This window comes from Micromonospora sp. NPDC049359, from assembly GCF_044466585.1.
GTDB lineage: Bacteria > Actinomycetota > Actinomycetes > Mycobacteriales > Micromonosporaceae > Micromonospora.
Map to the genome: position 1 here is coordinate 106,239 of NZ_JBITMW010000005.1, position 13,327 is coordinate 119,565.

The window sequence follows — 13,327 nt, forward strand, 5'->3', positions numbered from 1 at the left end:
GGACAATGGCCGGCGTCGACGATGGTACGCGACCCTACATGGGCACCGTGACCAGCGGGCTCGCCACACCGTTACGGTCCACCGACTGCACCTGGAGCTGTTTGATGTCGCGCGTCAACGCCGACGTCGACGCGCTCAGCTCAAGACCCTGCGGGCGGCTGTTGGTGCCGTAACCACCCTCGGGCACCGACCACGTCGAAATCACCTCCGTGGTGGCGTTGTCGCGCACCACCACCAGTCGGCAGGTCCGCGGGCCGGGCAGTTTCCGCAGGCTGAAGTTGATGCGGGTGCCGTACTCCCGCTCAAGGAGGAACATGGTCGTCTGGACGCCGGTCGTCGGGTCGGTGGCGTCGACCTGGTCGCCCTCCTCCTCGGTGCCGCCGACGCCCGGTCCGCTCGGCGGCGCGGTCGGCGCGCTCGTCGGCGGGTCGTTGACGCCGGCGCTCGTCGACGGCTCCGCGAGATTGCCCGGCGTCTCGTCCCCGGCCACACTCACGAAGCCGTAACCCGTCAACCCGCCGAAGACCACCACCGCCGCGGCGGTCGCGAGCAGCTGACGAAACCTGGTGCGCCGCCGGTCGGCCCGGACCGCGACCAATGTCCGGTCCAGCAGCGCCGGATCCGTGGCGGTCTGCTCCAGGGCCATCATCGTCTCGCCGTCGATGCCGGAGAGCAGGCCCACCACCGGCACCATCGTCTCCAGCTCGGCCGCGCACGCCCAGCAAGCGGCGAGATGCTCCTCGAACCGCTCGGTGTCCTGCTCGTCAAGCACGCCGAGCGCGTACGCGGCGACGTCCATGTGGTCCGGCCGGCTCATTCTGTCACCCCCCGCTCCTGCAGAGCCGTGCGCAAGGCGCGCAGCGCGTAGTAGACCCGCGACTTGGCGGTGCCCAACGGAAGCCCCAGCTCCTCCGCCGCCTCCGGCACCGTCCGCCCCCGGAAGTACGTCGCGATCAGGATCTCCCGATGCGACTGACTCAGCGTACGCAGCGCGTCCGCCACCGTCATCGTGCGCAGCACCCGGTCGGTGCTGTCCGCCTCGGCGAACGCCGTCAGGTCCCGGTCGTACGTCTCCGGCGGCCGGGCCTCCTGGCTGCGGTGCTCGTCGATGGCGATCCGACGTGCCACGGTGACCAGCCACGGCCGCAGGGAACCCTGCCCCTGTGCGCCGAGGCGGTGCGCGTTGCGCCAGGCCCGCAACAGCGTCTCTTGGACGATGTCCTCCGCGCGCTGCCGGTCCCCCCCGGTGAGCCGCATGACGAACATCAGCAACGGGCCGGCGTGCTCGGCGTAGAGCAGCCGGATCAACTGGTCGGAGTGGCTGGCCTCGGTTGTCGTCGCCTGGTGGCGCCCGGGCGCCGGTCGGGGCGTCACCGGACCATTTTGGCGAGACGTGGCTCGGGCGTCGACCCCCCGGGCAGACGAGGTCGACCGTGACGACGACCGCGCGGACAACCAGTCCGCGCCAACCGCGTCGCCATGCCAACCGGCCGCCACCGCATGCATGCAGACCTCCGGGATGTCCGTGACCAACGCCGCCCCCACAAGGCGGGCCGCCCGGTGGTACGCAGCCACGCCCCGAGCGGATCAACGAACAACGAAAAAAACTTCGGCGGCGTCACCGGTGACCGGTCAACGGCGGACGGAGAACAGCCCCGGCGGTGGCGGGTCCGAGCCGGTGGCGTCGACGTCGCGCACCACCGCCGCCCCGCCGGCGAAGCGGTCCAACTCGTCATCGGCCACCACCCGGCCGGGAAACCAGTCGCCGGCCGCCCGCCGGGTCAAGCCGGGCACCGGGGGAGTGGTCCGCCCGGCGACCAGCACCAGATTGCCGTACCGGCGACCACGCAGCACCCCCGCGTCGCCGACCAGGCACGCCTGCGGCAGCACCGAACGCACCGTGGCGACCTGACTGCGGGCGTACCGCAGCGGCGGGCCGTCGGCCAGGTTCGACAGCAACCAGCCCGCCGGACGGAGCACCCGCGCGACCTCGGCGGCGTACTCGACCGACGTGAGGTGCGCCGGGGTGCGGGCACCGGCGAAGACGTCGGCGACCACCACGTCGTAGCTGGCGTCCCGCGTCGAGGTCAGCACGGCCCGCGCGTCCTGCACGCGGACCCGCAGCCGCGCGTCCGCAGGCCAGGGCAGCACACGCCGCACCAGCTCCACCAGGGCGCCGTCCACCTCGGACACCCGCTGGGTCGAGCCGGGCCGGGTCGCCGACACGTACCGGGGCAGGGTCAACGCGCCGCCGCCCAGGTGCAGCACCCGCAGCGGCTCGCCCGGGGGCGCGATCAGGTCCAGCGCTGCGGCCAGCCGCCGGACGTACTCGAACTCCAGGTGGGTGGGGTCGCTCAGGTCGACGTGCGACTGCGGCGCGCCGTCCAACAGCAGCGTCCACGAACCGGGCCGGTCCGCCGACGGCACCAGCTCGGCCAGACCGGTGTCCACCCGCTCGACCACCCGGTCACCCGCTCGTTTACGCCCCACCGCGACCCCCGCTCAGCGACCGACACGTGCCGCGGCGGTCAACGCGCGGTGCAGCAGCCGGGAGTCGCCGAGCAGCGCGCGTAGGCGGCGCTCCAGGCCGGCGATCGGGATGAGGTTCTGCGGCGCCCGTGGGTCCTTGTACGGTGTCGACGCGAACCGGGGCAGCGTGACCAGCGACAGGTCGGCCAGGTCGATCGCCGCCTCGACGGGCAACTCGGTGGAGCACTCCACCCGGACGATGCCGGCCCACGGCGCGCCCACGGCCACCGGCAGCCGCAGATACCACGACCAGCCGCCCCAGGGCGTGCGGAGCCGGAACACCGGCGACCGCTCGCCCGGCGCCAGGCCCGTCACCACCGCCGTCAGCCGGGCGTCCAGGTACTGGCTGTGCTGGGTCTTGATGTAGCCGAGCGTGCGCGGCAGATGGTGCCGACTGCGCAGCGGACCGTCCACCACCAACAGATCGCCGTCGACCCGGGCGGCGTCGGACACCGCCACCTCCAACGCCGTCAACGGGCCCTGCACGGCCGCCGGCAGCTTCGCCAGCTCGCCGGTGCCGCCCACCCGGTGCACCGGATAGCGGATCGCGCCCGCCACCACGTCCCGGGCCGACGGGCTCGCCGTGAACAGACCCCGGCCCACCTGCGTGCCGGCCAACTGCGCCGCGCCCCGACCCAGGTCGCAGCGCACCACCCCGGCCGCGTACGACGCCGCGAGCCCCGGAAACGACCCGCCGTCCTCCTCCGCCGTCCAGATGCTCGCGTCGACCCGGCGGACCCCGTCGACCAGGAGCACCACGTCCGGCGCCCGCACGTCGGCGCGTACGCCGATCGCCCGCCAGTCGACGGCCGGCAACTCCACGTCGACCTCGACCTGGGTGCTGCTCGGGGTGGCCGGCCCGGAGGCGGACGCCTCGAACGACGCCCCGTACGACGGGTCCCACGAGTCGACGAAGAACGCCGCGTCGCCCACGCTCACCGACCCGACCTTTCGTTCGCGACTGCGGGGCTCCGCTGCGCTGCACTCCTCGCGCTCACCGGCCGGACCTTTCGTTCGCGACTGCGGGGCTCCGCTGCGCTGCACTCCTCGCGCTCACCGGCCGGTCCGTTCGACGCGCGCCGAGCGGGCGTCCTTGCGTACCTCGAAGCGGACCGGGATCCGCTCGGCCAGCGCCGCGACGTGGGTGACCACGCCGACCATCCGGTCACCCCGGGCGGCCAGGTTCTCCAGCGTGGCGGCCACCGTGTCCAGGGTGGCCGCGTCCAGCGTGCCGAAACCCTCGTCCAGGACGATCGACTCCAGACTCGCCGCCGTCGTCGACATGCCGGCCAACTGCTCGGAGAGCGCCAACGCCAACGCCAGCGACGCCTGGAACGTCTCGCCGCCGGAGAGCGTCCGTACGCCCCGGCGCAGCCCGGCGTCGTGGTGGTCGACCACGAAGAACTCGCCCTTGTCGTGCACCAGCTCGTACTGACCCGAGGACAGTTCCCGCAGGATCCCGGACGCGCCGTCGACCAGCAGGTCCAGCGCCTCCGCCAGCAGCCACCGCTCGAAGTTGTTGGCGCGCAGGTGGCCCGCGAGGGCCCGCGCGACCTGCGCCTCGCGCTCGTGCCCGGCCCGCTGCTCGCGCAACGTGCCGGCCTGTTCGCGGCGCTCGTGCAGTCGACGCCGGTCGGCCTCGGCCCGCTCCACTGCGATCGTCGCGGCGTGTACCGGATCATCGCCGACCGGCACGTCGGCGGCGGCGAAGATGTCGGCGATCCGCCGCTGCACCTCGTCGGCCGCCGCCTCGGCCTCGGCGACGACGGTAACCCGGCCGGCCCGGTCAGCACGACGACGCTCCGCCTCGGCCGTCGCCCAGTCGGTCAACGCCGCCCAGGAGGCCGCCACGTCGTCCCGGTCGGCGGCCGGCGGCCCGAACCGGGCCAGCCCGTCGCGGGCGGTGTCGAAGCCCCGCCAGGTCGCCCGCAGCCGCTCCTGCGCCGCGTCCACCCCGGCGCGGGCCTGGCGCGCGCTTTCCCGGCCCGCCCGGACGGCGGTCGCCGCCTCGTCCAGAACCCGTCGCAGCCGGGCGTGCTCGGCCAGCTCCCGGCGCAGCACCGCGGGCTCGGCCGCGCCCGCGAGCTGCCCGTCCAGTTCGGCCAGCCGGGCGTCCACCTGCTCCTGCCGGGCGCGGGCCTGCACCAGCAGCCGTTCCAGGTCACGCGCCGCGGCGTCCCGCTGCTGCACCGCCGCCTGCGCCGCCTTGGTGGCGGCCCGCGCCGCCTTGCCGGCCGCCGTCGCGGCGGCCACCGCCGAATCCGCCGGGACGGCCGGCACCCGCGTCACCGGCTGCTCGCACACCGGGCAGGGCCTGCCCGGATGCAGGTGCGCCCGCAGGCCGACCGCCAGGTCGGTGGCCTTCGCCTCCTCGTGCGCCCGGAAGGCCGCCTCCAACTCGGCGTCGGCCCGCTCGGCCTCGGCGCGGGCGGCGGCCACCGCCGCCACCGCCGTCGTGTGCTCCTCGTCCGCCGTACGCACCGCCGCGCGGACCGTGTCGGCCTCGCCGGTCAGCCGATCCCGATCGTCGTACGCCCGCAGTTGCAGCCGCAGCGCGCTCTCGTCACCGGCGCCGGCCAACTCACCGCGCAGCTTCTCCTCCCGCTCCTCGGCCAGCGACACCGCCGCGACAGCCGCGTCGGCCTCGGCGCGCGCCGCGGCCACCGCGTGCGCCACCTCGGCCACCCCGCGCGGGGCGCGGACGGCGGACAGCACGCTCAGCTCGTCGTCGAGCGCGGTCAGGGCCACCGCCGCCTCCCGCGCGCGGTCCCGGGCCGCCGCCAACTCCGGCATGGCCCCGGTCACCGCGCCGGCCAGCTCAACCATCTCCTCGACGAGGGCGTCGGCCTCGGCCACCGCCTCGTCGTCCACCCCGGTCAGGCCGGCGAGCACCTGGTCGACCGCGTCCAGCTTGGCCTCCGCCTGCGCCGCGCGGGCCGTGGCCCTCTTCTGCACGTCCTCGTAGACGCCGAGGCCCAGCAGGTTGACCAGGATCTGCTGCCGGGTGGCCGGCTTGGCGTGCAGAAAGTCGGCGAACTGCCCCTGCGGCAGCACCACGCAGCTGGTGAACTGCTCGTACGGCAGCCCGACCGCCTCCAGCACCGCCTGCTCCATCTCGGCGGGCGTACCGGCGACCACCTCACCCAGGTCGTCCGGGCTCAACCCGGTGTCGAGCTTGGTCACGTCGAAGCCGGCCGGCATCACCTGCAACCCGGCGTTCGCGGTCTTCACGTTGCCCCGGCCGTCCCGGCGCACCACCCGGGTCGCCACGTACCGGGCGCCACCGGACTCGAAGACCAGCCGCACCCGGGCCTCGGTCGCCGACGGCGCGAGGGCGTTCGCCAACCCCCGCGCGCCACCCCAACGGGGGACCGTGCCGTAGAGGGCGAAGCAGATGGCGTCCAGCACTGTCGACTTGCCCGAACCGGTCGGCCCGATCAACGCGAAGAAGTCGGCGTCGGTGAAGTCGACCGTCGTGGAGTCCCGGAAGACCGTGAACCCGGCCATGTCGAGCCGCATCGGTCGCATCAGTGATCGACCTCCTCGAAGAGCTCGTCGAAGAGTTCCCGAACGCCCTCGTCGTCGTGGCCCCGGCTGTCCAGGTAGTCGCCGAACAGCTCCCGGGGGGAACGCCCCGACCGCTGCGCGATCCGGGTGCCGCTGCCCGGCGTCGCCAGCAACTCCGGGTCGATCCGGATCTCCAACGCGCGGGGGAGCAGCTCCTGGACCTCCTCGCGCAGGCCCGCGCGGGGGTGCTCCCGCACGAACACCCGCAGCCAGGCGTCCGGCGCCTCGATCTCGGCGAGCTGGGCCAGCGTGCCGCGGACCGTCCGCAGCGCGCTCGCCGCGGTCACCGGCACCTCCCGCACCCGGGCCGCCGTGCTGGCGGTCACCTCGACGACCGTCACCGACGGCACGTTCTCCTGCTCGCCGAAGTCGACGGCGAGCGGGCTGCCGCTGTACCGGACCGGGCAGGGGCCCTCGACGCGCTGCGCCCGGTGCAGGTGGCCCAGCGCCACGTAGTGCGCCGTCGCCGGGAAGACGGTGGCCGGCACCGCGTAGCCGAGCACCGTGTGGGCGTCCCGCTCGCCGCCGCCGGCCGCCGCGCCGATCACCGTCAGGTGGGCGGTGACCAGGTGCACCCGGTCCGGCTCCGAGAAACCCTCGGTGAGCCGGCCCAGCACCCGACCCAGGTGGTCGGCGTACGTCTGGTTGGCCTCGGCGGCGGTCAGCTCGTACATCTCCAGCGCGCGGATCGCGTACCGCTGGGACAGGAACGGCAGCGCGGCGAGCTGCCACCGCTCACCGCCGGCCGTGGTGCCGTCGATGACGTGCTCGGCCGGATTCTCGCGTACCCCGCCGCGCAGCGTGATGCCCGCGGCCTCGGCCCACGGGCGCAGCGCGTCCAGCGCGGGCCCGTTGTCGTGGTTGCCGCCGATCGCGACCACGTCCGCGCCGGTACGACGCAGCGCGGTCAACGCCCGGGTGACCAGCCGGGTCGCCTCCGAGGTCGGTGCGGCCGTGTCGTAGAGGTCACCGGCGACGATCACCAGGTCGGGCTGCTCGGCGCGGGCGATGTCGATCACCCCGGCCAGCACGGCCGTGTGCTCCTCGGCCCGGGACTGCCCCTTGAGCACCTTGCCCACGTGCCAGTCGGAGGTGTGCAGGATCTTCATAGGTGTGCCGGCCCCCTAGAACGGGATGTCGTCGTCGCTGCCGCCGCCGGAGCCCACCACGGCGAACGGGTCGGCGGACTGGGTGATCGAGCGCAGCGTCTCCGAGGGGGCCCGACCCGCCTCGGAGACCCGGGTGGCCCACGCCGGGAACGGGAACTCCAGGCAGAGCGGCACCGGGATGTCCGGCTGGTTGACGAACATGGTGCCCGGCTTGGCGAGCAGCGCCCGCTGTCGCTGGGCCGGCGGCAGGAAGCCGTACTCGGGGCGGGACGCCTCGGCCGGGTCGAGCCGGCCGACCACCCGGATCGCCGAGTTGGTGACGATGCGCCGCTCCACCTCGCTCGCCGTCTGCTGGGCCCCGATCAGGATGACCCCGAGCGAGCGGCCGCGCTCGGCGATGTCGAGCAGCACCTCCTTGATGGGGGAGGAGCCCTCCCGGGGGGCGTACTTGTTGAGCTCGTCGAGGACGACGAAGAGCAGCGGCTTGGCCGTACCGGCCTTCTCCTTGCGCTCGAACTCGCTCTTGAGCGTCACACCCACCACGAACCGCTGCGCCCGGTCGGGGAGGTTGTGCAGGTCGACGACGGTCACCTGCGCCGACTCGCTGGTGTTGATCGAGTGCGGGCGACGGACGGCCAGGTCGCCGCGGATCAGCCGGGCCAGGTCCTTCTTGCTGCCGATCAGCCGGCGGGCGAACGCGTTGACGGTGCCCAGTCCGACCGCGCTGCCCGCCCAGTCGGAGCGGGTCTCGTCGTTGTTGAGCGCCTCGACGATGTGGTCGACCAGATCGCCGTAGGACCCGAGCCGCACCCCGTCGATGCTCACGCCCCCGTCGGCGGGCTGGGCGTACCGGGCCAGGTGGGCCGCGACCGAGTGGACCACCATCGTGTACTGCTGGCGCTCGTCGTCGGCGTCCGCGAAGACGTACGGCAGCAGGCGGTCGGAGCAGAACTCGCTCAACGTCCAGTAGAAGGCGTCGACGCCGGTCAGCCGGCTGCTCACGTCCGGCGTGCCGGCCGCGTCACCGACCCGGGGCGGGGCGTACACCCGCACGTCGGGGAAGGCGCCGGCGCTGAGGCCCAGCTTCGCGTACGCCGCCCGGGTCGGCTCGTCGAGGCGCGTGTTGGGGTGGTCGAGGAACAGCAGGTCCTCGCCCTTGACGTTGAAGATGAGCGCCTTGCCGTTGACCGCGTCGCCGCCCAGGACGCCGGAGCGGAACACCGAGTAGAGCAGGAAGGTGGCGAAGCTCGTCTTGGTGGCGACCCCGGAGATGCCGGAGATCGAGACGTGCGCGCCCCGGCTGCCGTCGAGGAAGTCGGCGTTCAGGTAGACCGGCACGCCGTCGCGGCCCATCCCCATCGGGATGCGCCGCTCCATCCGGTCGAAGTGCAGCGCGCGGGCCCGCGCGTCGCCCTCGGCCCGGTGCACCACGGCCCCCGGGGTCGGCGGCACGTACAGCTCCGGGTCGACCCGCGTGGTGGTGACCTCGGCCGCCTCCTGGACCTGGGCGGGCAGGGTGCCGTCGGCGATGGCGAAGACGTCCGAGTCGAACTGGGCGCCCTCGTGCCGGGCCCGGACCTGCGTGACCACACCGGCGATCGTCACCGGCTCGCGGTTGGGCAGCTCACGACGGGTGACCACCACGTCGTCGAGCTGGAGGTAGCTGCCGGGGGCCACCGCCGTCCAGAACTGCAACGGCGTGGCGTCGGCGGTGCCCAGCACCCGGCCGACCAGCTCGCCCGGGCTGTCGAGGTCGGCGTCGGTCATCGGACGACTCGGGTCGGGCGGGCAGCGCGGTCGGGAAGCATGAGGTGCATCCTGCCCGAGGAGTACGACAGGTCGCCACGCGACGCGGCGGACGACACCCTGGTCGGTCACACCCGCGACGCTGGGTGGGTGACCGGGCGACGGCCCGTCACGCGTCGGTGAGTGGCGGGCCGTCGCCGGGGCGCGGCCGTCAGTCGCGGGCGTGCCGGAGCATCAGGACGCCGTCGTCGGCGGCGAGCACGTGCCGCAGCGGCAGGTGCGTCGGCCCGGTGGCGTCGCCGGCGGTGATCCGCCCCGGCCCCGGCCCGGCGAGCAGCGGCGCGACCGTGAGGCACAGCTCGTCCACCAGGTCGGCCGCGGTGAGCGCGCCGAGCAGGTGCGGGCCGCCCTCGCAGAGCAGCTGCGTCAGTCCGCGTCCGTGCAGCTCGGCCAGGGCGGCGGCGAGGTCGACCCGGCCGGTACCGCAGCGCAGCACTTCGGCGACGTCGGTGAGGCCGGGGGGTGGCTCGGCGTCGGAGCGGGTGAGCACGATCGGCCGGACCGGCGCGTCGGCGAACGCGGCCTGCGCCGGGTCCAGGTCGAGGGCGCCGGAGACGACCACCAACGTCGGGTACGCGGCCAGCCCGTTCGCCCTGCGCCAGGCGCGGCGGCCCTCGTCCAGGCGGACGGCCCGGTACCCCTCGTGCCGCAGGGTGCCGGCGGCCACCACGAGGGCGTCGCAGACCATCCGCAGCAGGCCGAACACCCGCTTGTCCGGCTCGCCCGACAGCCCGGCGGAGAAGCCGTCGACGGTGACCGCGCCGTCCAGGCTGGAGACGAAGTTGACCCGCAGTCGGGGCCGGTCGGCGCGGCCGTAGAGGGCGGTCAACGCCGCGTCGTCGAGGGGCTCGACGGACGGCTCGGGCCACAGCCGCCGGATCGGAATTCCGACCGTCATTCGCCGGCCGGACCGGTGACCGGAGGGGTCGGTTCAGCGGTACGGTGCTGGCAGTCGCACCAGTTCCGGCCCGGGCAGTCGTCGTGCCGCCGGGCCCGGCACGCTCGGCAGATCATGGTCGCAGCCTAAGCCGCGGGAGGACAGGACAGCATGCCGCGTCAGATCTTCCAGCTGAAGATGTCCCTCGCCGGCGTGCGCCCGATCATCTGGCGTCGGGTGCTCGTCCCGGCCGGCTACACGCTGGACCGACTGCACCGGGTCGCGCAGCACGCGATGGGCTGGCGGGACTGCCACCTGCACTCGTTCGAGATCGACACGGTGACCTACGGCGAACCCGTCCCGGACGAGGGCCTGGGGCTGCACGACGAGCTGGACGTCCGGCTGGACGCGGTGCTCGGCAAGGGCAGCAGGTTCTCCTACACGTACGACTTCGGCGACTGGTGGGAGCACGACCTGGTCGTCGAGGACGCACTCACCGCCGACCAGGACGAGCGGTACCCGGTCTGCCTGGACGGGGAGGGCGCCTGCCCGCCGGAGGGAATCGGTGGTCCACTGGGCTACCAGACGCTGCTGGCGGCCCTGGCCGATCCGGCTCATCCGGAGCGGGCTCTGCTGACCGGCTGGGTCACCGGCGGCTTCGACCCGGCGCTCTTCGATCCCGCCGTCGCGACCACGCTGCTGCGTCGCTTCTGCTGAACGGGCTGGTCAGGCTGGCGTCGATGCCTCGTGTGCCGGCCTGAAACAGGGCGGTAACGATCTGGGAACGCTCCCAATGGTCTATTGACACCCTGGTAGCGCCCCGGCAATCTCATGGGAGCGCTCCCGGGGGAGTGGCGGAAGTCTCCTTCACAGCTCTCCCCAGGCGTCCACGGCCACCGGCTGAGCGGCGCGGGGCGCTACAGCACCCCCCACCACGTACGACACACCAAGCCTCACCACTTGAGAGGGGTCAGGATGAGCGTCACCTCACGTCGCCGCTTTGCGGCGATCGCGCTCGCGTCCGTCGCCGTGCTTGCCGCGGCGACCGCCTGCGGCGACGGCGACTCGTCGTCCGATTCGGACGGCGGCAAGGTCACTCTGGTCGTCGACGTCTTCGGCGACCAGGGCTTCGGCTACGAAGATCTCTACAAGCAGTACCAGACGGAGCACCCGAACGTCACGATCCAGGAGCGCGGCAAGGGCCTCGGCCTCGGTGACTACAACACCCGGCTGACGCAGCAGATCACCGCCGGCGCCGGTGCCGGTGACGTCGTCGCCCTCGAAGAGGGCACGATCGTGCAGTTCTTCGCGCAGGCCGACAAGTTCGTGAACCTGGCCGACCACGGCGCCAACGACCTCAAGGGCAACTTCCTGCCGTGGAAGTGGGAGGGTGGCCTCACGCCGGACGGCAAGGTGCTCGGTCTCGGCACCGACGTCGGCGGCATGGCCGTCTGCTACCGCAGCGACCTCTTCAAGGCCGCCGGTCTGCCGACCGACCGCGAGCAGGTCGGCGCCCTCTGGCCGACGTGGGACGCGTTCATCGAGCAGGGCCAGAAGTTCACCGCCGCCGACAAGAAGCACAAATTCGTCGACTCGGCCACCAACTTCTACAACATCGTGCTGATGCAGACGGCGGGCGCCGGCAACGGCTACACCTACTTCGACAAGAGCAACAAGCTCGTCGTCGGCGAGAACCCGGACGTGCAGACCGCGTTCCAGCAGACCACCAAGATGATCAGCGCGGGTCTGTCGAACAACCTGCGGAGCTTCTCGAACGAGTGGAACGCCGGCTTCAAGAACGGCAGCTTCGCCACCATCGGCTGCCCGGCCTGGATGACGGGTGTCATCAAGGGCCAGGCCGGTGACGCGGCGGCCGGCAAGTGGGACGTCGCCAAGGCGCCGGGCAACGGCGGCAACTGGGGCGGTTCCTGGCTGGCCGTGCCGAAGTCCAGCAAGCACCAGAAGGAAGCCGCTGAGCTGGCCAAGTTCCTGACCAGCGCCAAGAGCCAGACCGAGGCGTTCAAGAAGGTCGGCAACCTGCCCTCGTCGCCGCAGGCCCTCGAGGACCCGGCCGTGCTCGCCGCCACCAACGAGTACTTCAGCGGCGCGCCGATCGGCAAGATCTTCGCCGCTGGCGCCAAGGAGCTGAAGCCGGTCTACCTCGGCCCGAAGAACCAGGCGGTCCGGGACGCGGTCGAGAACGCGCTGCGCAGCATCGAGCAGGGTAAGGCCGCCGACGCCGCTTGGCAGGACGCGGTGAAGAACGGCCAGGCAGCAGGCAAGTAACGGCTGCGACGCGCTCACGGGTGGTGCCGCTCCGGCACCACCCGTGAACCCGCGTCAACACGCCCTGCCGCGGCGCCCCACGAGGCGCCGCCGAGTGTGAAGGACCGCTCATGAGCTCCCTGAAGACCCCCGCGCCACCGGACGCGTCGGCCCGCGGGCCGCGCCCGGCGCCACGGCACTCAACGGCGCGCCGCCGGCAGCTGAACCGGCTGGACCTGCGCTTCACCCCGTACGTCTTCGTCCTGCCGTTCTTCGTGCTCTTCGCGATCTTCGGCGTCTACCCGATCGTCTACACGTTCTGGATCGCGATGACCGACCGGTCACCGATGAACGCGACGATCAGCTTCGTCGGCCTGGACAACTTCGTCGAGCTGTTCACGAACGATCCGCAGTTCTGGAACGCGGTGGTGAACACCTTCGGGATGTTCGCGCTCTCCACCATCCCGCAGCTGCTCATCGCGCTGATGCTGGCCAACGCGTTGAACCGCCGCATCCGCGGCCAGATGTTCTTCCGGCTGGCCATCGCGATGCCGATCATCACCTCGACCGCCGTGGTGGCGCTCATCTTCTCGATGATCTACGCCCGGGACTTCGGCCTGATGAACTGGCTGCTCGACCTGGTCGGTCTCGGCCCCATCGACTGGCGGGCCAACCGCTTCGCCTCCTGGGTCGCCATCGCCACCATGGTCGACTGGCGGTGGGTGGGCTACAACGCCCTCATCTACCTCGCCGCGATGCAGTCGATCAGCAAGGACGTGTACGAGGCGGCCGCCCTCGACGGCGCCTCGCAACGCCGCCAGTTCTGGTCGATCACCATTCCGCAGCTGCGCCCCACCATCATCTTCACGCTGATCATCTCGACCATCGGCGGTCTGCAGCTCTTCACCGAGCCGCTGATGTTCACCAGCGGCTCGGGCGCGCTCTCCGGCGGCACGGAGGGGCAGTTCCAGACGATCACGATGTACCTGCTGGACGTCATGAACCAGCGGTTCCGGTGGGGGTACGCGGGCGCCGTCGCCCTGGTGCTGTTCCTGCTGATCGCGTCCGTCTCGTTCATCAACTACCTGCTGGCCCGCCGCATCAGCTCCGACAAGTGAGGGTGGCCCACCCATGACCAGTACCACTCTGCGACCGCCGTCGGTCCGGCCACCGG

11 protein-coding genes are annotated in these 13,327 nt (G+C 72.6%); 3 read left to right on the forward strand and 8 right to left on the reverse strand.

Translation table 11 applies throughout. From position 1 onward, the window contains the following. Positions 1–34 precede the first annotated feature (34 nt). The 8 genes from ACIBTX_RS14045 to ACIBTX_RS14080 all read right to left on the reverse strand — a co-directional run bounded on the left by ACIBTX_RS14045 (position 35) and on the right by ACIBTX_RS14080 (position 9,909). Positions 35–817 carry a zf-HC2 domain-containing protein gene (locus ACIBTX_RS14045; protein WP_357171286.1) on the reverse strand — a complete coding sequence of 261 codons (783 nt, stop codon included), beginning with the start codon at positions 815–817 and terminating at the stop codon, positions 35–37. After that, the gene (locus tag ACIBTX_RS14050; RefSeq protein ID WP_355051883.1) at positions 814–1,506 is read right to left on the reverse strand and encodes a sigma-70 family RNA polymerase sigma factor; all 693 of its coding nucleotides are present in this window, start codon (positions 1,504–1,506) and stop codon (positions 814–816) included. Before ACIBTX_RS14050 ends, ACIBTX_RS14045 begins: the two co-directional genes overlap by 4 nt. A 126-nt stretch (positions 1,507–1,632) precedes the next feature. Then, the gene (locus tag ACIBTX_RS14055) at positions 1,633–2,490 is read right to left on the reverse strand and encodes a spermidine synthase (protein ID WP_396832538.1); all 858 of its coding nucleotides are present in this window, start codon (positions 2,488–2,490) and stop codon (positions 1,633–1,635) included. 12 nt (positions 2,491–2,502) lie between these two features. Continuing rightward, positions 2,503–3,468 carry a hypothetical protein gene (locus ACIBTX_RS14060; protein ID WP_357122872.1) on the reverse strand — a complete coding sequence of 322 codons (966 nt, stop codon included), beginning with the start codon at positions 3,466–3,468 and terminating at the stop codon, positions 2,503–2,505. A gap of 114 nt (positions 3,469–3,582) precedes the next feature. Then, positions 3,583–6,057 (reverse strand): SMC family ATPase, encoded by a 2,475-nt coding sequence (locus ACIBTX_RS14065; protein WP_357393352.1) that lies wholly within the window; start codon positions 6,055–6,057, stop codon positions 3,583–3,585. Further along, the gene (locus tag ACIBTX_RS14070; protein ID WP_357122879.1) at positions 6,057–7,205 is read right to left on the reverse strand and encodes an exonuclease SbcCD subunit D; all 1,149 of its coding nucleotides are present in this window, start codon (positions 7,203–7,205) and stop codon (positions 6,057–6,059) included. The genes ACIBTX_RS14065 and ACIBTX_RS14070 overlap by 1 nt, the downstream gene beginning before the upstream one ends. Positions 7,206–7,220: 15 nt before the next feature. Further along, positions 7,221–8,972: an ATP-binding protein gene (locus ACIBTX_RS14075; protein WP_357122882.1), complete on the reverse strand. Its 1,752-nt coding sequence runs from the start codon at positions 8,970–8,972 to the stop codon at positions 7,221–7,223. A 190-nt stretch (positions 8,973–9,162) separates the two neighbouring features. Next, complete coding sequence (locus tag ACIBTX_RS14080) at positions 9,163–9,909, reverse strand: pyrimidine reductase family protein (protein ID WP_357393354.1); 747 nt, start codon at positions 9,907–9,909, stop codon at positions 9,163–9,165. Positions 9,910–10,059: 150 nt separating this feature from the next. Between ACIBTX_RS14080 and ACIBTX_RS14085 the strand changes: the two genes are divergently transcribed. The 3 genes from ACIBTX_RS14085 (at position 10,060) to ACIBTX_RS14095 (ending at position 13,271) form a co-directional block, all read left to right on the forward strand. Further along, positions 10,060–10,605 carry a plasmid pRiA4b ORF-3 family protein gene (locus tag ACIBTX_RS14085; protein ID WP_357122888.1) on the forward strand — a complete coding sequence of 182 codons (546 nt, stop codon included), beginning with the start codon at positions 10,060–10,062 and terminating at the stop codon, positions 10,603–10,605. A 258-nt stretch (positions 10,606–10,863) separates the two neighbouring features. Then, positions 10,864–12,174 (forward strand): extracellular solute-binding protein, encoded by a 1,311-nt coding sequence (locus ACIBTX_RS14090; RefSeq protein ID WP_357122891.1) that lies wholly within the window; start codon positions 10,864–10,866, stop codon positions 12,172–12,174. 110 nt (positions 12,175–12,284) lie between these two features. Beyond that, the gene (locus ACIBTX_RS14095) at positions 12,285–13,271 is read left to right on the forward strand and encodes a sugar ABC transporter permease (RefSeq protein WP_357122894.1); all 987 of its coding nucleotides are present in this window, start codon (positions 12,285–12,287) and stop codon (positions 13,269–13,271) included. The last annotated feature ends 56 nt before the right edge of the window (positions 13,272–13,327 follow it).

Bases quoted from the DNA above. Each gene is read 5' to 3' on its own strand.
- ACIBTX_RS14045 (WP_357171286.1), bottom strand. From the start codon at position 817: ATGAGCCGGCCGGACCACATGGACGTCGCCGCGTACGCGCTCGGCGTG.
- ACIBTX_RS14080 (WP_357393354.1), bottom strand. From the start codon at position 9,909: ATGACGGTCGGAATTCCGATCCGGCGGCTGTGGCCCGAGCCGTCCGTC.
- ACIBTX_RS14075 (WP_357122882.1), bottom strand. From the start codon at position 8,972: ATGACCGACGCCGACCTCGACAGCCCGGGCGAGCTGGTCGGCCGGGTG.
- ACIBTX_RS14085 (WP_357122888.1), top strand. From the start codon at position 10,060: ATGCCGCGTCAGATCTTCCAGCTGAAGATGTCCCTCGCCGGCGTGCGC.
- ACIBTX_RS14090 (WP_357122891.1), top strand. From the start codon at position 10,864: ATGAGCGTCACCTCACGTCGCCGCTTTGCGGCGATCGCGCTCGCGTCC.
- ACIBTX_RS14095 (WP_357122894.1), top strand. From the start codon at position 12,285: ATGAGCTCCCTGAAGACCCCCGCGCCACCGGACGCGTCGGCCCGCGGG.
- ACIBTX_RS14070 (WP_357122879.1), bottom strand. From the start codon at position 7,205: ATGAAGATCCTGCACACCTCCGACTGGCACGTGGGCAAGGTGCTCAAG.
- ACIBTX_RS14065 (WP_357393352.1), bottom strand. From the start codon at position 6,057: ATGCGACCGATGCGGCTCGACATGGCCGGGTTCACGGTCTTCCGGGAC.
- ACIBTX_RS14050 (WP_355051883.1), bottom strand. From the start codon at position 1,506: ATGCATGCGGTGGCGGCCGGTTGGCATGGCGACGCGGTTGGCGCGGAC.